This is a genomic window from Corynebacterium sp. HMSC072A04, from assembly GCF_001809235.1.
Taxonomy (GTDB): domain Bacteria; phylum Actinomycetota; class Actinomycetes; order Mycobacteriales; family Mycobacteriaceae; genus Corynebacterium; species Corynebacterium hiratae.
Genome location: NZ_KV796780.1, coordinates 36,035 through 52,723, shown reverse-complemented (window position 1 = coordinate 52,723; position 16,689 = coordinate 36,035). Strand labels below are relative to the sequence as shown.

12 protein-coding genes and 1 pseudogene are annotated in these 16,689 nt (G+C 62.9%); 6 read left to right on the top strand and 7 right to left on the bottom strand.

Going from position 1 to position 16,689, the window contains the following annotated elements:
* Window positions 1-73 precede the first annotated feature (73 nt).
* The 3 genes from HMPREF2565_RS05955 to HMPREF2565_RS05945 are packed head-to-tail and all read right to left on the bottom strand — an operon-like array spanning window position 74 to window position 3,083.
* Window positions 74-1,003 carry a S41 family peptidase gene (locus HMPREF2565_RS05955; protein WP_070546261.1) on the bottom strand — a complete coding sequence of 310 codons (930 nt, stop codon included), beginning with the start codon at window positions 1,001-1,003 and terminating at the stop codon, window positions 74-76.
* Window positions 1,000-2,400: an FtsX-like permease family protein gene (locus HMPREF2565_RS05950; RefSeq protein ID WP_070546259.1), complete on the bottom strand. Its 1,401-nt coding sequence runs from the start codon at window positions 2,398-2,400 to the stop codon at window positions 1,000-1,002. The genes HMPREF2565_RS05955 and HMPREF2565_RS05950 overlap by 4 nt, the downstream gene beginning before the upstream one ends.
* Entirely contained in the window at window positions 2,397-3,083 is a 687-nt protein-coding gene (locus HMPREF2565_RS05945) for an ABC transporter ATP-binding protein (RefSeq protein ID WP_049154705.1), read from the bottom strand. Before HMPREF2565_RS05945 ends, HMPREF2565_RS05950 begins: the two co-directional genes overlap by 4 nt.
* Window positions 3,084-3,181: 98 nt before the next feature.
* Here HMPREF2565_RS05945 and HMPREF2565_RS05940 point away from each other — a divergent pair, with 98 nt between their 5' ends.
* Together HMPREF2565_RS05940 and HMPREF2565_RS05935 are read left to right on the top strand one after the other, a co-directional pair.
* On the top strand, window positions 3,182-3,886 hold the full coding sequence (locus HMPREF2565_RS05940) for a sensor histidine kinase (RefSeq protein WP_070516199.1): 705 nt from the start codon (window positions 3,182-3,184) through the stop codon (window positions 3,884-3,886).
* Window positions 3,887-3,889: 3 nt separating this feature from the next.
* Complete coding sequence (locus HMPREF2565_RS05935; protein ID WP_012715319.1) at window positions 3,890-4,546, top strand: LuxR C-terminal-related transcriptional regulator; 657 nt, start codon at window positions 3,890-3,892, stop codon at window positions 4,544-4,546.
* Between the two features lie 57 nt (window positions 4,547-4,603).
* Here the strand turns inward: HMPREF2565_RS05935 and pabB are convergent, their stop codons facing one another.
* The gene (gene pabB, locus HMPREF2565_RS05930; protein WP_070546257.1) at window positions 4,604-7,240 is read right to left on the bottom strand and encodes an aminodeoxychorismate synthase component I; all 2,637 of its coding nucleotides are present in this window, start codon (window positions 7,238-7,240) and stop codon (window positions 4,604-4,606) included.
* A gap of 102 nt (window positions 7,241-7,342) precedes the next feature.
* On the opposite strand from pabB, the gene HMPREF2565_RS05925 reads away from it, so the two are divergent.
* The 4 genes from HMPREF2565_RS05925 (at window position 7,343) to HMPREF2565_RS05910 (ending at window position 12,616) form a co-directional block, all read left to right on the top strand.
* Window positions 7,343-7,645 carry a rhodanese-like domain-containing protein gene (locus tag HMPREF2565_RS05925; RefSeq protein ID WP_049154702.1) on the top strand — a complete coding sequence of 101 codons (303 nt, stop codon included), beginning with the start codon at window positions 7,343-7,345 and terminating at the stop codon, window positions 7,643-7,645.
* 135 nt (window positions 7,646-7,780) lie between these two features.
* On the top strand, window positions 7,781-8,110 hold the full coding sequence (locus HMPREF2565_RS05920) for a type II toxin-antitoxin system HicB family antitoxin (protein ID WP_010188794.1): 330 nt from the start codon (window positions 7,781-7,783) through the stop codon (window positions 8,108-8,110).
* 60 nt (window positions 8,111-8,170) lie between these two features.
* The gene (locus HMPREF2565_RS05915) at window positions 8,171-8,647 is read left to right on the top strand and encodes a MarR family winged helix-turn-helix transcriptional regulator (protein WP_049154701.1); all 477 of its coding nucleotides are present in this window, start codon (window positions 8,171-8,173) and stop codon (window positions 8,645-8,647) included.
* Window positions 8,648-8,722: 75 nt separating this feature from the next.
* Entirely contained in the window at window positions 8,723-12,616 is a 3,894-nt protein-coding gene (locus HMPREF2565_RS05910; RefSeq protein ID WP_210385886.1) for a Pls/PosA family non-ribosomal peptide synthetase, read from the top strand.
* Between the two features lie 97 nt (window positions 12,617-12,713).
* On the opposite strand, the pseudogene ppk2 reads toward HMPREF2565_RS05910, so the two are convergent.
* The 3 genes and pseudogenes from ppk2 to groL form a co-directional block, all read right to left on the bottom strand.
* Window positions 12,714-13,612 (bottom strand): annotated as a pseudogene (gene ppk2, locus HMPREF2565_RS05905) (polyphosphate kinase 2).
* 519 nt (window positions 13,613-14,131) lie between these two features.
* Window positions 14,132-14,311, bottom strand: coding sequence for a PorH family porin (locus HMPREF2565_RS05900; RefSeq protein WP_071407018.1), 180 nt, complete (start codon window positions 14,309-14,311; stop codon window positions 14,132-14,134).
* 495 nt (window positions 14,312-14,806) lie between these two features.
* Entirely contained in the window at window positions 14,807-16,453 is a 1,647-nt protein-coding gene (groL, locus tag HMPREF2565_RS05895) for a chaperonin GroEL (RefSeq protein WP_071407017.1), read from the bottom strand.
* Window positions 16,454-16,689: the final 236 nt, after the last annotated feature.

Here is a 16,689-nt window from a genome sequence, read left to right as displayed (position 1 = left end):
CGGCTGAACAGCAGCAACGTGCCGACAACGAACCGGGCTGGCTAACGCTGCGGCTTACTAACACTGCAGCTAACTAACTGCAGCGGGAAGCAAGCCATCCGTCGAGCTCGGATTCGGGTGCATCGGGAGCGATGGGATCCTCGGCGAACTCCTCGCCCGTGCGCGCCTTGTCCTTGGCCGTGGTGAGCATGAGCGAGCGGCCGTCCGGATAGTCCAGGACCACGTTGGCGGAGGCGTAGCCGGCGGTCGGCTTGCCAAAGGTCCGTGTGTTGTCCAGCCCGCGGAAGGCCAGGAGGGTGGCTTCGGCGGAGGAGGCGGTCTCGTCGTCGGTGAGCACGGCGACGGGAATGTTCAGCTTGCCGCCCGACGTGGTGGTGGGCGTGCCACCGCCGGTAACGGAATTACCGTCGATGACCACGTCAGAAGTAGTCATTCGGCTGACGAAGGAGAGGGCGGTGCCATCCGGCAGAAGGGGGCTTAAGCCCGCGTACATCGGGCCCATGTCCCCGCCGTCATTGCCGCGCAGATCCACCACGGCAGCACAGGCCTCCGGGTGAGAGGTCAGACCGTGGGCCAAAGTGTCGGCGTAGGCTTGGCCGTCATCGTGGCGGCCGATGGAGGGCACGGTAGCGCGCAAGACGCCATCGTTGAAGTCAACCGAAGGCTCAGCGCTTTCGGCGGCCTTTTCCTTTTCGGTGCTAAAGACTTTGGAGTGCTTGCCACCGGCAGCGTTGATGGCGGCATCGAGGAGCTCAGCGTTCGTGGGGTCCGCTTTGAAGGCCTCGCGGGCGCGCTGGAATTCTTCGCTCTCGCCATAGATTCCGGAGATCGCGGCAGTATCCACCATCGCAGTGTTGATGCGCTTCTCGCTGGCATTGAAGAGGAAGTAGGGCTTGCCCAGCAGCGCCCCGCCATAGGAGGGGCCGAAGAAATACACGGCCGCGGCCACAGCAACAAGAGCAACGAGAAAGAGTCCGCCGAAGATTTTCAGTACCGTTTTCATTCTTTTCGACCTCCAGTCCGCAGCACGTAGCCGCGCAGGGGTTCAACAAGGACAATGGCAAGCAGCGTGACCAGCCAGCCTATGGCCAAGAAACCGAAGGCCATGAGCAGACGGCCAAGAACGTCGACATCGCTTTGCTCGACACTGGAGAAGAACATCAGTGAGGCGATCCCACCGCCGAAAAGGAAGCCGAAGAAGCTCAATCCCACCACAGGCCCCATGATGGTCAGGGCACCGGAGCGGAACTGGAAACCGCGCGGCACACCCATGAGATCCAGAGAGCGGATGAGTTCCTTGTCTTCGAAGATGCCGGAGACCTGCCCCAGGATGATGGACATGGTGGTCAGCGTGAAGCCGAAGATGAGGGTTAATAAGACGCCTGTGGAGATGTCCTTGAACACCACGTTCATCCCCGGGTCCTCATTGAGAACCATGGCCAAGGCATCAGAGCCTAGGGGCGCGGCAACGAGGAATCCGGCTAGGTAGCCGAAGAAGCCGATGGCAGCACTCCGCTTCCATGCCGGGCGCGCATTGCCCGCTACTCGCTGGCAGGCCACGAAGTGCGCGTTTCCAGGGAAGAGGGACATGATGTACGCGCCGAGCTGCAGGATGAAGGGAGAAATGAGGTTGATGCTCATCACCATGCCGAACATGACCACGATGACCATGGCGGTCGGCGGGCCCGCCTTGCCGGAAAGCAGCACACCACCGATACCCGCGATGATGAGGAAGGCGATGACGCGCCACCAGCGGTAGGCCGCGGGCATCTGGCGCTTGGCGACGCCCAGCGGGCTCACGCGCACGCGCTGCATGCCGACGAGTGCGGCGCCGATGGCCAGCAGGAAGAGCACGCCGGCCACAGCGAGGTAGCCCCACCACGGGAGGAGAATCTCGGATACAGCAATAGAACGCATCTGGAAATCCACCTGCGTAAAGACCGGCGCGATGAGCAGGCTGATAAGCCCACCGAGCACGATGCCGAGGATGGCTTGCAGACCGGTCTCCACGATGGCCATGCGCTCCACCTGGCGGGAGCTCAATCCCAGAAGGCGCAGGGTCGCCAGGCGCTGCTCCCGGCCGGAGGCACCGAGGACGGCGGCTTGGGCTGTGAGGTTAAACAACGCCGGAAGAATGAAGGCGCAGGCCAGCAGAGCCAGGGCAAACCACGGGTAGAGGAAGGCCTCCATCTCGTCGCCGAAAGCCTCCTGCAGAGCGGGTGCAGCCTCCTCAACGTGCTGGGCACGCTCCCAGAACATCCAGGTACCGCCCGCAACCAGGAAGGCGATGGCGGAACCAATGGTCAGGCTCACAATAGCCAGCAAGGAAACAATTCCCGTGCCCGAGCGCGCGCGAATCGATTCGCGCTGCAGGTCAAAGACTAAAGTCGTGGTGTTCATCGGATCACCTCGAGGCGGCGGTCGTCGTGGATGATGCCATCGCGAATCTCCACGCGGCGCTGCATCCAGTCGGCCACCTTCGGGTCGTGCGTGACCATGACCAGGCTGGCGCCCGACTGTCGCACGATGGTGGTCAGCATCTGCATGACCTCGTGGCCCGTGGACTGATCCAGCGCACCGGTCGGCTCATCGGCGAAGACCACGCCCGGGGAAGCCACCAGCGCACGCGCAATGGTCACGCGCTGCGCCTGACCACCAGAAACCTGCGCCGGGCGGCGCTCCGCCAAACCACCCAAGCCCAGCTGGTCCAGCAGCTGCATCGCGCGCTTGCGCGCAGCACCGCGCGAGACCCCGTTGAGCATCGCGGGCAGCGCCACGTTGTCCACGTTGCTCAGCTCCGGAAGCAACTGGCCATCTTGGAAGACGAAGCCGAAGTTGCGCAGGCGGAGGCGGGAGCGGGGGCCGTCGCCAAGCGCGGAGAGCTCGTCATCCCCGTAGCGCACGCTGCCGTGCGTGGGGGTCAGCACGCCGGACATGCAGTGCAACAGCGTGGACTTGCCGGAACCAGACGGCCCCATGACCGCCACGAGCTCGCCCGGTTCAATGTCGAGGGAGATTCCGGCGAGCACCGGGCCGCCGCCGAAATCCTTGGTGATGTCTGTCAGGGAAAGTGTCTGTGCCATGTCTCTCATTTCACCGTCTCGGGCCCTCATAAAGAACAGTCCTAGCGTTGCTCTTTAAGGTAGTGCCAGCACTACCCCTGTAGTCGGTAGCGCCCGTTATGCTGAAAGCCGTGTTCCGAAGAAAACCCCAGCCCACCAACCATGAGCAACAGCAGGCGCAGAAGATTGCACAGCTCACGGCCTCGCGCCGCGCCATCGCGGACGCCTATGAGGTGGAGCGCGCCCGCATCGAGCGCGACTTGCACGACGGCGCGCAGCAATACCTCGTGGCCGCGAGCATGAAGTTGGGGGAGGCTCTTCTCGACGCCCCCTCTGAAATTGCCGAGCTTCTCACCGCTGCCAAGCAGGACGTGGACCGCGGCCTGCACTCCCTGCGCGCCACGGTGCACGGCATCCACCCACAGGTGCTGCAGGATCACGGTTTGGTCGCCGCGCTTGCCGACGTCTCCTCCTCCCACGGCCCCCACGTCAGCGTCTTCGCCCCGCATCCTTTGCCCAAGCTTTCCGCCTCCGTGCTGGCCTGCGGCTACTTCTTCGGCACGGAGGCTTTGACCAACGCGGCCAAGCACGCGCCCGGCGCGCCGGTGTCTGTTTTAGTGATCGCGGATGATTCGCTGCGCATCACCGTGGTGGATGAGGGCCCGGGTGGCGCGCAGGTTGTACAAGGTCACGGCTTGGCGGGGATGGCCGAGCGCCTCGCCGCCTTTGGCGGGGAGATGACGCTGAGCTCTCCCCCGGGCGGGCCCACGAGGCTGGCATGCTCGATTCCACTTCTTCTCGATCGCGGACAGTCAGGAGTTTAAGAAATGAGTTTGAGAATCGTGGTGGCGGATGACTCCGCCATTCTGCGCGAGGGCCTCGCCGGCCTTCTGGAGCGCCGCGGGCATTCAATTGTGGGCCAGGCGGATTCTGCTCCAGCTTTGGAGGCCGTGGTGGATAAGCTGCGCGATGAGCTTCCGGACATCGTCATCACGGACGTGCGCATGCCGCCAGGTATGGGCGATGACGGCTTGAAAGCCGCCGTAAACTTGAGAAATGCATACCCGGGTCTGCCCGTCATGGTGCTCTCCCAGTATGTGGCCCCCGCATATGCGGTGGAACTCTTCGACTCCCCCGATGCCGGCACCGGCTACCTGTTGAAGGACCGCGTCTCCGAGGTACGGGACTTCCTCTCGAGCCTGGACGTGGTGGCCCAGGGCGGCACCGTCATCGACCCCACCGTGGCGCAGGCTCTCATGAGCTCTGGGCGCAGCGGCCTGGGCGAGCTCACCCCGCGCGAGCGCGAGGTCCTCGAGTTGATGTCCCGCGGAAAGTCCAACAAGGACATCGCCGCCGAGCTCGTTTTGTCTTCCGCCGCGGTGGCCAAGCACGTTTCCAACATCTTCACCAAGCTGCGCTTGGACCCCAGCGAAGACAACCGCCGCGTGAAAGCCATTCTGGAGTACCTCTCAGCGCACCGCTAAAGCCCAAGGCAAGCATCAAATGCTGTTGTGAGGCAGCGAAACAGAGCAGACTGCTGTTCATTTGACGCGCGCAATCGTAGCGCGCATGCCGTCTAGCACGCTTCGCCAGTGCTCGAGGCGTGAGTCTTCGGGTGCCGGCCGTGGCTTTCCGTCGAGTTCCACCACCGGGGTAATCCCGTGCAAGGCGTTGAGGGTCCACAACTCCAGCCCCGCAAGATCGGACAGTCCGAGCGTTCTCTTTTCGACGCTCACTTCCTTTCTCACCGCGGCAACCAGCAGAGACTCAGTGACTGACCGCAACCGAGGTGCGTCCATCGTGAGCATCGTGTCTCCATCCCAAGCGATGAGCGCGGCCGTGGTGGTTTCGCAGACGACGCCCTCGTCGGAGATGAGCAAGGTATCGTCCGGCTCACGAAGCTCTGAGAACAGCGCCAGATTCGGCCCCTTGACATGCGGATTTTCCACTGTTGCCGTAGCGCTGTGCAAACGGGTGGTTTTCCGCTGAGTAGGAAGAGGGCGCAACCGAAGTGCGAAACCGCTGGGGCCAGCCTCCAGGCGCGGGAACCACCGGCCTCGGTTGGGCAGGTGTTCCTGGACTGCGTGGAGGAAGGATCGAGGGGAGTCCATCCCCAAGGCCTCTGCACCCGCGGTAAAGCGCTCGCAGTGTAGCTCAAAGCCGCGCACCTGGCCCTCTTCAAGGCGGAAGGAGTCGATGAGCAAGGGCTCGGGAATCGATGGGACGGGAAGAAGGCCACCGGCTTCGAAGCGGTAGCAGTGCTCCCCGGGGAAGGCCTGCCCGCAAAGTTTGAGGAGCGGGGCGGACTTATCCACGATCTCCTGCCACTCGGCATCCGGGTCCGAAAGAGCCAGCACCGCTCCACCAACGCCATAATGCAGTCTCCCGGAATGCAGGACGATGCTGCGGATAGTCATAGCGAAATCAGCGCTGCCATCGCAACCGAGATAGCCGATCGCACCGGAGTACACCCCACGCGGCGCGGCCTCGAGCTCACGGATGATCTCCATGGTGCGGACTTTCGGCGCACCGGTCATAGAGCCACCGGGAAAGGTGGAGCGGAGGACGTCGATAAGCGAGGCATCCGGGCACAACCGAGCAGAAACGGTGGAGACCAACTGGTGCACGGTGGCAAAGCTGCGAACCGCGAAGAGTTCTTCGGCATGCACGGTGCCTGGAATCCCCACACGGGTGAGATCGTTGCGCACTAGGTCAACGATCATGAGGTTTTCCGCGTGATCCTTCGGGTTACTGGCCAGGTCCGCCCGCAGCTGTTCATCGGCGGTGGGGTTGTGGCCACGTGGGCGGGTGCCTTTGATCGGCTCCGAGCAGACGACGCCGCCAGACACTTTAAGGAAGCGTTCCGGGGAGGCGCTAGCCACTGCGAGCTCAGGGAGCACCAACAACGAACGCATCGGCGCGGGCACCTGCTGCCGAAGGCGCTGGTAGAGGGCCAGCGGATCGAGTTCGGCTGCCGCCTCGAGGCTGGTAGTGAGGCAGACTTCGTAGGTCTCACCCGCACTGATGAGCTCTTGAGCGCGGCGGATCTTTTCCTTATAACTGGAGGCGGTATCACGACAGTTCAGCGGGCCAATCGTGCTGGCATCGAGGCGCCGTTGTTGAACAGGTCTGTCGGCGAGTCCTTCAATGAGCCGCCAGGTCTGTGCCAGCCAGGAGGCCGAGGATTTCTCGCAAATCAGTTGCACTCGTTGCCCTTGGATGGCCACCACGCCTGGCGCGCGGAAGAGACCATGAGGGTGGCGTGTGGACAAGCCGCCGAGGGCCTCGTAACCCAGATAGCCGAACACACCTGGAACGCCGAGGCACCCCGCGGGGCGGGAAAAGCGAGGGGGCTCCGCTAGTGCTTCCATTCCCACCATTTCTCCCAACGGTGCAATGATCGAAGTGCCCTCGAACTCTAGCAGCGCCCCTTTGCCGCCTAGGACATCGAAGACGTCGAGGGGGTCGATGGCGAGTAGGCGCTCCTCCACGTGCAGTGGTGGCAGGGGCGCAACTGAGGGGGTGTCGATTTTGACGTCAGGAGATGCCACCTCGTTTGCTTCGGGACAAGCGATAGCCAGGAAGTTCTCGAAGAGCCGGAGACCGTGTTCGCTACAAATCGACTCCGGGTGGTACTGCACGCCCCACCAGCGGCGTTCTTCGCTGCGGCCAGCCATGATGAGGCCATCTGTCGTATGCGCGAGTTCCTTCATACCGGAAGGCAGCTTATCTACCACCAATGAGTGATAGCGCACCACATCGTGACAGGTGGGAATCCCGACATAGAGCGGATCCTCGGAGCAATGTATGGTGCTCACCCGCCCGTGCACAGGCTCTGGGGCCGGAGCGATCCGTGCGCCGAGGTGCTGGGCCATCGCCTGGAAGCCCAGACACACCCCCAGCACCGGCACCGCAGCACGTTTCAACACCTCAGCACAAAAGCCAATGTCCGCTGCACGCTCAGGGGTTCCCGGCCCCGGTGAGAGAACCACCGCGTGGTAGCCAGTCAGCGGCACGGGCTCGGTGTTAGGGGTGACCGTCACCTCAGCACCTAATCGCACCAGGTAGTCCACGATGTTGAAGGTGAAGGAGTCAAAATTATCCACCACGAGCACTCGAGAACCAAAGAAGCGACCCGTGGGGTCTCCGGGGATAAGCGCGACAGCGCTGGAGTTCATCACCTGAATAAGTGTGGCATAAGGGCGCGCCGGGGACGAAAGTGCTGCTCACGCTACGGTGCCCCACCAGCCTCACAACCGCGCCCGCGTAAGCTGGTGCGCATGCAGAACGTACAACCCACCGAAGTACCCGAGAACGCCCAGCTCATCGACGTCCGCGAGGACCACGAGTGGAACACCGAACACGCCCAGGGCGCCACGCACATCCCGATGGGCGAACTAGTTGATCGCATCGACGAGATTGACCCGGACCGCGATATCTACGTCATCTGCCACCTAGGCGGGCGCAGCATGCAGGTCTGCCAGTACCTCGAGCAGGCAAAGGGCTGGGACGTCATCAACGTCGAGGGCGGCACGGATGGTTGGAAAGCACAAGGCTGCCCTATGGTTTACCCAAACCACTAGTGGTACCATTTGCGGTACCATCCAGGTGTGGTTTCAAAGATAGAAAAGATCCTCATCAAGATGCGGACCTCACGGACAAACGTCCGCTTCTCAGAGCTGCAACTTGTGTGTGACTTCCATTTCTAGGAGCAGATCATGAATCTCGCAGACAAATACACCTACCAAACCGCTTGGTCAGAAGAAGATGGCGAGTTCGTTGCCACAGTCCTAGAGTTCCCTTCCCTGTCATGGCTGGACACAACCGCGGCCACCGCAGAAGCCGAGTTGCGCAGCGTCGTCGAAGAAACTCTAGAAGATATGCAACGCAACAATGAACGCATCCCGGAACCATTCGGGCAGCGAAGCTTTTCGGGGAAGTTCAACCTCCGCATACCTCAGTCACTTCACCGAGACCTAACCATCGAAGCAGAACGGGAAGGCGTTTCTCTCAACACACTCATCGTGCAGAAGCTAGCCTCAGCCTGAAACTAATGGGCCACAACCCATGATTTAAGTTTGCCACCTTAGGCGCGTAGTATCGTCGGCATGCCTTCATTGAATTCTGTATCCATTCCGACCGCGCTCTTGGAGTCCCCCTCCTTCCAGCTGGAGCGCCTCCGCCGCCGCACCCGCGAAGGCGTCGAGGCCGCGCTGCAAACGCAGCAAACCACCCTGCGCGAGTACTGGGTGCTCACCTGCCTCGTTGCGGAGACCGCGTCCTCCCAGTCCGCACTGTCGGAGACCTTGGCCATCGACGCCTCCGACATGGTGCGCCTGCTCGATTCCCTGGAGTCCCGCAGCTGGGTCAAGCGCGAGCGCGATGCCAAAGATCGCCGCCGCCAAATCATTGCCTCCACCAAGAAGGGCGTGAAAGCCCACAAGGAGCTTGCCGTCCTGGTGTCGAAGGCCGAGGACGAAGCCCTCGACGAATCCACCAACAAGCAGCTCAAGCATCTGCGCAAGCTGGCCGCCGCCATCATCGCGGCGGACGCACCCGCTGATACCGAAAGCGGTGATGCTTAAATGACAGAGCCCGAAAACCTTCCTAGTACCGGGGGCCGCCACGCCCTCCGCACCGATGAGCCCGAGACCCCAGCGATGCCCGAGGTCCCTGAACACTACCTCCTCGGCGACGAGGCCGCTCCCGCGCGCACCCTGTGGGACATCGTTAAGACCACCGCTGAGCACTACCCCGAGGCCGCGGCCCTCGACGACGGTGAAATCCTCACCTACGCCGAGCTGCTTGCCGACGTCTCCGCATGGGCCACCGAGCTCCACGCCAGCGGCGTGCGTCGCGGAGACCGCATCGGCATCCGCATGACCTCCGGCAAGCGCGAGCTCTACCTGGCCATCCTGGCCACGCTCGCCGCCGGCGCGGCCTACGTGCCGGTCGACGCCGACGACCCCGATGAGCGCGCCGAGATGGTCTTCGGCGAAGCCGACATCGACGGTGTCTTCACCGATGAGGGCTTCCGCATGCTGCGCGAGGCGCGGCGCACGTCCGATGACAAGGGCGGTGGAGACGGCGCGCTTTTCGACGAGCCACGCCCCGAAGACACCGCGTGGATCATCTTCACCTCCGGATCGACGGGCAAGCCCAAAGGCGTGGCCGTGAGCCACCGTTCCGCGGCCGCCTTCGTGGACGCCGAAGCTGCCCTCTTTTTGGCGGATAGCCCGCACGGCCCCCTCGGCCCGGACGACCGCGTCCTAGCCGGCCTGTCCGTGGCCTTCGACGCCTCCTGCGAGGAAATGTGGCTGGCCTGGGGCCACGGCGCCTGCCTGGTCCCGGCCCCGCGCTCCCTGGTGCGCTCCGGCATGGACTTAGGCCCCTGGCTCATCCGCCGCGACATCACGGTGGTCTCCACCGTGCCCACCTTGGCCGGCCTCTGGCCCGCCGAGGCCCTGGACAACATCCGCCTCCTCATCGTCGGCGGCGAAGCCTGCTCCCAGGAGCTCACGGACCGCCTGGCCACCGAGGACCGCGAGATGTGGAATACCTACGGCCCCACCGAGGCCACCGTCGTGGCCTGCGCGCAGCGCCTGCTGCCAGGCAGGCCCGTATCGATTGGGTTGCCGCTGAAGGGTTGGGATCTGGTGGTCGTCGACAAGCACGGCGTCCCCGTGAACATCGGTGAGGTGGGCGAGCTCGTCATCGGTGGTGTGGGCCTGGCCGCCTACCTGGACCCGGTGAAGGATGCGGAGAAGTACGCGCCGCTGGAGTCCCTGGGTTGGGAGCGCGCCTACCGCACCGGCGACCACGTGCGCCTGGAAGAGGACGGCCTGTATTTTGTGGGCCGCGTCGATGACCAGGTCAAGATTGGTGGCCGCCGCATCGAGCTCGGTGAGGTGGAGGCCAACGTCGCCGCCTTGCCGAACGTGTATAACTCCGCCGTGGCCGTGCAGAAGACGCCGGGCGGAGAGTCCGTGCTCGTCGGCTACGTCTCCCTGGATGACCCGGATGCCGGGTTCGACCACGAAGCGGCACACGCCCGCCTAGCGGAGACCATGCCGGCAGCGCTCGTCCCGCGCATCTGCGTCATGGATGAGCTGCCGATTCGCACCTCCGGCAAGGTGGATAAGAAGGCCCTGCCGTGGCCGCTGCCGGGAGTGGGCGTGGAGGCAGACGGCCTCAACCCCACCGAGCAGTGGCTGGCGGAGCTGTGGGTGGACACCCTGGGGGTGTCCGTCGAGGACGTCAACGCAGACTTCTTCTCCCTCGGCGGCACCTCGCTGGCCGCGGCGACCTTGGTCGGCCGCATCCGCGAGCGCTTCCCCACCGTGGCCGTGCGCGATCTGTACGACCACCCGCGCCTAGGATCCCTGGCGGAGCAGCTTGCTGGTGCCGAGTCCGTCGAAGACGCCGGGCCTGCCCGCGAGGTCAAGCCCGTCGGCGCTGGCACGCGCATCGCGCAAACACTCATCCAGCTGCCCATCATGACGCTGGCCGCCACGACGTGGCTGGCCTGGCTGCTGCTGGGCTCAAACCTGGCGAACCTGCTGGGTGTGGAGTGGGCCATGACCACCCCGTGGTGGCTGGTCATCCTTCTCCTCGTCATCTTTGTCACCCCCATCGGCCGCATCCCCATCGGTGGTTTCGGCGCGCGGCTGATCACCACCGGTATTAAGCCCGGCGAGTACCCGCGCGGGGGCTCCACGCACCTGCGTATTTGGGCAGCGGAGCGCTGGGCGGATGCTTCTGGTTCGCGCTCGATCGCGGGCGCTACGTGGGTCAACAACTATGCCCGCGCGCTGGGAGTGAAGATGGGCCGCGGAGTGGACCTGCACTCGCTGCCGCCTGTGACGGGTCTGCTGACCTTGGGCAAGCACGCCGCGATTGAGCCCGAGGTCGATCTCTCCGGCTACTGGCTCGACGGCGATATCCTGCACGTCGGCGCCATTGAGGTCAAGGAAGGCGCTCGCGTGGGCGCGCGCTCGACGCTGCTCCCAGGCACCGTCGTGGGCAAGGATGCCCACGTCGAGGCTGGCTCCACCGTCACTGGGCGCAAGAAGATCAAGGACGGCCAGCGTTGGTCCGGCTCTCCTGCCAAGAAGGTGGGCCGCTCCAAGCACCGCTTCCCGTCGCATGCCCCGAAGCGCCGCCCGTGGTGGGTAGCCATCTACGGCGCTACCTCTATCTTGCTGGCCTTCCAGCCCATCGTGGCGCTGGCCGTGGGCGCTGCCGTGGTCGTTGCCCTCATCGCGGTGACCGACGGTTCCCCTTACGTCGGCTCTATCTTCTTCGCTCCGCTCGGTGCCCTGGCGGCGTTTGCCACCTTCATGCTGCAAACCTGGCTGGGCGTGCGCATCCTCTCGCTGGGTATCAAGCCCGGTGTGGCACCGGTGCGCTCCGCCAAGGGCTGGCGCCTGTGGGCCATCGAGCGCCTTATGGACGAGGCCCGCACGCAGCTCTTCCCCATCTACGCCTCGCAGCTCACCCCGGCGTGGCTGCGTTCGCTGGGTGCCACAATTGGCAAGAACGTGGAGATTTCCACGGCCGTCATGGTGCCCAAGCTCACCGAGGTCAAGGACGGCGCCTTCTTGGCGGATGACACCATGATCGGCGGCTATGAGCTCGGCGGCGGTTGGATGCTCACGGGTGAGACCAAGGTGGGCAAGCGTTCCTTCGTGGGCAACTCCGGAATCACTGGCCCGGGCCGTAAGCTGTCGAAGAACTCGCTGGTGGCGGTGCTGTCCTCGACGCCGAAGAAGACCAAGTCCGGTGCCAACTGGTGGGGTTCCCCGCCGGAGCGCATGCGCCGCGTGGAGGCCCACGTGGACGGTGTGGAGGGCGAGTCCCTCACCTACAACCCGGGCTTTGGGGTCAAGGCCGCGCGTGGTGCGATTGAGACCATGCGCCTACTGGCGCCGATGACCTCGGCCATGCTGCTGGCGGGCACGTTGGCAACGCTTTACGCGCTTGCCGACGCCCTCAGCATCGCCGCCGCCTGGGCCCTCGGCGGTGTCATCCTCATGGTGGCGGGCGCCATCGCGATGGCGATCACCGTGGCGGTCAAGTGGATCTGCGTGGGCACGCAGACCGCCGGCGACCACCCGCTGTGGTCCGCCTTCGTGTGGCTCAACGAGCTGCAGGACACCTTCGTGGAGGCGGTTGCCGCCCCGTGGTTCTTCACCCACACCTATGGCATGGGTGAAATCAACCAGGGCCTGCGCGCGCTGGGCGTGACGATTGGCCGCGGCGCGTGGATTGATTCTTATTGGTTCCCGGAGACGGACTTGTGCTTCGTGGGCGAAGGCGCGTCCGTTGGCCCCGGCACCGTGGTGCAAACGCACCTGTTCCAGGACCGTGTGATGAGCCTGGATACCGTCACCATCAAGGCCGGCGCCACCCTGGGCTCGCATTCGGTGGCGCTGCCTGCTTCAGTCATCGGCAGCGTGGCCACCGTCGGCCCCGGCTCGCTGGTCATGCGCGGCGACCAAGTCCCGAGCAACTCCGAGTGGCAGGGCAACCCGATTGAGCCCTGGAAACACTAGGTAGGCAAAGAAAGGAGGCGGCAGGATTTCCTGCCGCCTCTTCTCTTTATGCCTGGAGCAAATTCGCGAGCCGCTAATGAGCGGTCAATTGACGTGACTAGTCACCGATCTGGTCGCGACCACGCTTGACGATCTTGTCATCCACCTGGTCAACGAGCTCGTGGTCCTTGTTGGTGTACTCAAACTTGGAGAGCACGTAGCGCATCGCGTTAATGCGGGCACGCTTCTTGTCGTTGGACTTGATGGTGATCCACGGAGACTCTTCAGTATCGGTGTAACGGAACTGCTCCTCCTTGGCGCGGGTGTAATCATCCCACTTATCCAGAGAGGCCAAGTCCATGGGCGAAAGCTTCCACTGACGGACGGGTCGATCTGGCGGATGGCGAAGCGGGTGCGCTGCTCCTTGCGGGTCACGGAGAACCACAGCTTTGTCAGCGAAATGCCGGAGCCGAGAATCATGTTCTCCAGCATCGGAACCTCGCGCAGGAACTCTGCGTGCTGGGATTCCGTACAGAAGCCCATGACGCGCTCCACGCCGGAGCGGTTGTACCAGGAGCGGTCAAAGAAGACGATTTCACCACCGCACGGGAAGTGCTGAATATAGCGCTGGAAGTACCACGACGTGGATTCGCGCGGGGACGGCTTCTCCAGCGCTACGGTGCGGGCACCACGCGGGTTGAGGTGCTCGTTGAAACGCTTGATGGTGCCGCCCTTGCCTGCGGCATCGCGGCCCTCAAAGAGGATGATGTGGCGCTGGCCGGTTTCCTTGGTCCAGTTCTGCCACTTCAGCAGCTCGATCTGCAGGGAGCGCTTGATGGACTCGTACTCATCGCGCGTCATGCGCTCTTCGTATGGGTAGTTCTCGCGCCAGGTCTCAACCGGCGAGCCATCCGGCATGATGAGCGTGGGATCGTCTTCATCGGAGTCATCGACGACGTAGCCGTCGGTCTGCGCAAGGTCGATCTCGGGGAGTTCGTCGTCTTTAATGTCAGCCATGCCAATAATTCTATCTATGAAACAGGCATCCGGCGCGATAAAACTGGTTGCCGCCGCCCAATTTACCCCCGTAGTGGCAAACGGGCGTCAGCAGCAGCCCAGAATGTACGTTTCTCACAAATAGTGCCCCCAAAACTCGAAGATCGGGGGCCTTAAATGATCGATCCGTACCCGCCCCGCTTACGCGATGGTACGTTTTCGCATGCAAGGTCCGGAAAGCGCATGATCCCAAGGGCATGTTTGCGAAAACGTACCGCGGCACTGCGCTAGCCCAAGGGTTCTGGAAATGAGAAACCCCGCTGCCCATCATGGGACAGCGGGGTTAAACGCTTAGTTCTGCGTGAACAGCGTGCTGCTTAGAGCAGTCCGATCAGCTTCTTGGCGCCGGAAGCCATGTCGCCCAGGTTGTAGAGGACGTCCAGGATCAGGCCGATGATGCCGGTGGAAGAGAAAGTACCCATTTTTATCTCCTTGGGATTGAAAGTGTGTGTTCAGTGCGCCCTTAGAAAGGGCACAAGATTACTTCTTGGAGGACAGGGCCTCAAGAGCGTCGGTGTTCGGCTTGACGTCGAAGCTCTCAGCGGTAGCAGCACCGGAGATAGCGTCGAATGCGCCAGCGAAGCCCTTGAAGAGGTTCTTGATGCCGGAAGCGAAGTCAGCGAAGTTGCCCAGCTGATCAGCAACGAAAGAAAGATCCATTATGGTCTCCTTTTGTGAAGTCCGGACTCAGAAGTGCCCGGAGGGGGTTTGCGGTTTTGCAGACACCCTCAACGGGCGTCACAGGAAACTATTTTGGCACACCTCCCCGACTTTGCAAGCGTTTAGGCTAGTTAATTTTTCGGGTGAAGATTATTGCGGATCAAGCATGCAACGAGCGTTATCCATTCACTCGCCGTTAACCTAACCAGCGACAACGTCCCTAACTGCGGAAATAAACAGCATCAGGCGCGGGGCTCCAAGAAATTTTCTACAGAACGTAACGCTAGCCGCTTCACCAGCGATTCATAGGCCTGACAAACAAAGTAAAAGCGCGAGATATTTTCCGCAAGAACATGCTCGGCTACCCCCATCCGGGGTGACATAAGGGCACAAAAAGGTCTCAGAACAGAGAACGCTCCCCACGGTTGACCGTGGGGAGCGTTCGTTTTGCTACGGGCTGCGGCGACGAGACGCCTCAGCCCGGGGAGCTAGGCACTAGAAGCCCATGCCGCCCATTGCGTCAGGATCCGGCATGCCAGCGCCTGCACCGGCCGGCTCCGGCTTATCCGCCACAACTGCCTCGGTGGTCAGGAACAGGGCCGCGATGGACGCAGCGTTCTGCAGTGCGGAACGGGTGACCTTGACCGGGTCATTGATGCCAGCGGCCATGAGGTCCACGTACTCGCCAGTAGCCGCATTGAGGCCCTGGCCAGCCGGCAGGGAAGCCACCTTGTCGGCGACAACGCCCGGCTCCAGGCCAGCGTTCTGAGCAATCTGCTTCAGCGGAGCAGACAGTGCCTCACGGACGATCTTGACGCCGGTTGCCTCGTCACCGGTGAGGTCAGAGAGGGAATCCAGGACATCAGCTGCCTGCAGCAGGGCCACGCCACCGCCGGCGACGATGCCCTCTTCGACGGCTGCCTTAGCGTTGCGCACGGCATCCTCGATGCGGTGCTTGCGCTCCTTGAGCTCAACCTCGGTAGCGGCACCAACCTTGAGGACTGCCACGCCGCCGGCCAGCTTGGCCAGGCGCTCCTGCAGCTTCTCGCGGTCGTAATCAGAATCGGAGTTCTCGATCTCGGCGCGGATCTGCTTGATGCGGCCGTCGATCTGCTCCTGGGAGCCAGCGCCCTGAACGATGGTGGTCTCGTCCTTGGTCACGACAACCTTGCGTGCTTGGCCGAGGTACTCGATCTCAGCGGTCTCCAGGGACAGGCCGACCTCCTCGGAGATGACCTGGCCGCCGGTGAGGATAGCCATGTCCTGCAGGGTGGCCTTGCGGCGGTCGCCGAAGCCCGGAGCCTTCACGGCAACGGACTTGAAGGTGCCGCGGATCTTGTTGACCACGAGGGTGGACAGAGCCTCGCCCTCAACATCCTCAGCGATAATCAGCAGCGGCTTGCCGGTCTGCATGACCTTCTCCAGCAGCGGAACGAGGTCCTTGATGTTGGAGACCTTGGAGGAAACCAGCAGGATGTACGGATCCTCGAGGACAGCCTCCTGGCGCTCCATGTCGGTAGCGAAGTAGCCAGAGATGTAGCCCTTGTCGAAGCGCATGCCTTCGGTGACCTCAAGGTCAACGCCGAAGGTGTTGGACTCCTCAACGGTAATAACGGAGTCCTTGTTTACGGAGCCGTTGCCCACGGTGTACATAGCCTCGGCGATCTTCTCGCCGATTGCCGGGTCAGCAGCGGAGATACCAGCGGTGGTGGCGATCTCTTCCTGGGTCTCTACTTCCTTCGCGGAGGAGAGCAGGGAGTCAACAACCTTCTTGGTAGCGGCCTCGATGCCGCGCTTAATGCCCATCGGGTTAGAACCAGCGGCTACGTTGCGCAGACCCTCACGCACGAGAGCCTGTGCCAGAACGGTAGCGGTGGTGGTGCCGTCACCGGCAACGTCATCAGTCTTCTTAGCTACTTCCTTGACCAGCTCTGCACCGATCTTCTCGTACGGGTCCTCGAGCTCGATCTCGCGCGCGATGGAGACACCGTCGTTGGTAATGGTCGGGGCGCCCCAGGACTTCTCCAGGACGACGTTGCGGCCCTTGGGGCCGAGGGTGACCTTGACGGCGTCGGCAAGCGTGTTGAGACCACGCTCGAGGCCGCGACGTGCCTTTTCATCGAAGGCAATGATCTTTGCCATGTGTTTGTGCTCCTTAAGCTTTGTTGAGGACGACACTCACGTCTGGATCTATGACGGACGCCCGCGACGGCACGGCTGGCGAGTGTTCTCCAGCCCCAACCACATAGATGATTTTGATTCATTTCTGGCACTTGCCATGTGGAAGTGCTAGCGACCATTCTGGCACTCAGACCTACCGACTGCAAGATTCAACACGAACGCTATAAGCGAACGGGCGGTGCATAAGCACCGCCCAC

Bases quoted from the DNA above. Each gene is read 5' to 3' on its own strand.
- HMPREF2565_RS05935 (WP_012715319.1), top strand. From the start codon at position 3,890: ATGAGTTTGAGAATCGTGGTGGCGGATGACTCCGCCATTCTGCGCGAG.
- HMPREF2565_RS05910 (WP_210385886.1), top strand. From the start codon at position 8,723: ATGCCCGAGGTCCCTGAACACTACCTCCTCGGCGACGAGGCCGCTCCC.
- HMPREF2565_RS05955 (WP_070546261.1), bottom strand. From the start codon at position 1,003: ATGAAAACGGTACTGAAAATCTTCGGCGGACTCTTTCTCGTTGCTCTT.
- HMPREF2565_RS05945 (WP_049154705.1), bottom strand. From the start codon at position 3,083: ATGGCACAGACACTTTCCCTGACAGACATCACCAAGGATTTCGGCGGC.
- HMPREF2565_RS05950 (WP_070546259.1), bottom strand. From the start codon at position 2,400: ATGAACACCACGACTTTAGTCTTTGACCTGCAGCGCGAATCGATTCGC.
- HMPREF2565_RS05915 (WP_049154701.1), top strand. From the start codon at position 8,171: ATGCCTTCATTGAATTCTGTATCCATTCCGACCGCGCTCTTGGAGTCC.
- groL (WP_071407017.1), bottom strand. From the start codon at position 16,453: ATGGCAAAGATCATTGCCTTCGATGAAAAGGCACGTCGCGGCCTCGAG.
- HMPREF2565_RS05940 (WP_070516199.1), top strand. From the start codon at position 3,182: ATGCTGAAAGCCGTGTTCCGAAGAAAACCCCAGCCCACCAACCATGAG.
- HMPREF2565_RS05920 (WP_010188794.1), top strand. From the start codon at position 7,781: ATGAATCTCGCAGACAAATACACCTACCAAACCGCTTGGTCAGAAGAA.
- HMPREF2565_RS05900 (WP_071407018.1), bottom strand. From the start codon at position 14,311: ATGGATCTTTCTTTCGTTGCTGATCAGCTGGGCAACTTCGCTGACTTC.
- HMPREF2565_RS05925 (WP_049154702.1), top strand. From the start codon at position 7,343: ATGCAGAACGTACAACCCACCGAAGTACCCGAGAACGCCCAGCTCATC.
- pabB (WP_070546257.1), bottom strand. From the start codon at position 7,240: ATGAACTCCAGCGCTGTCGCGCTTATCCCCGGAGACCCCACGGGTCGC.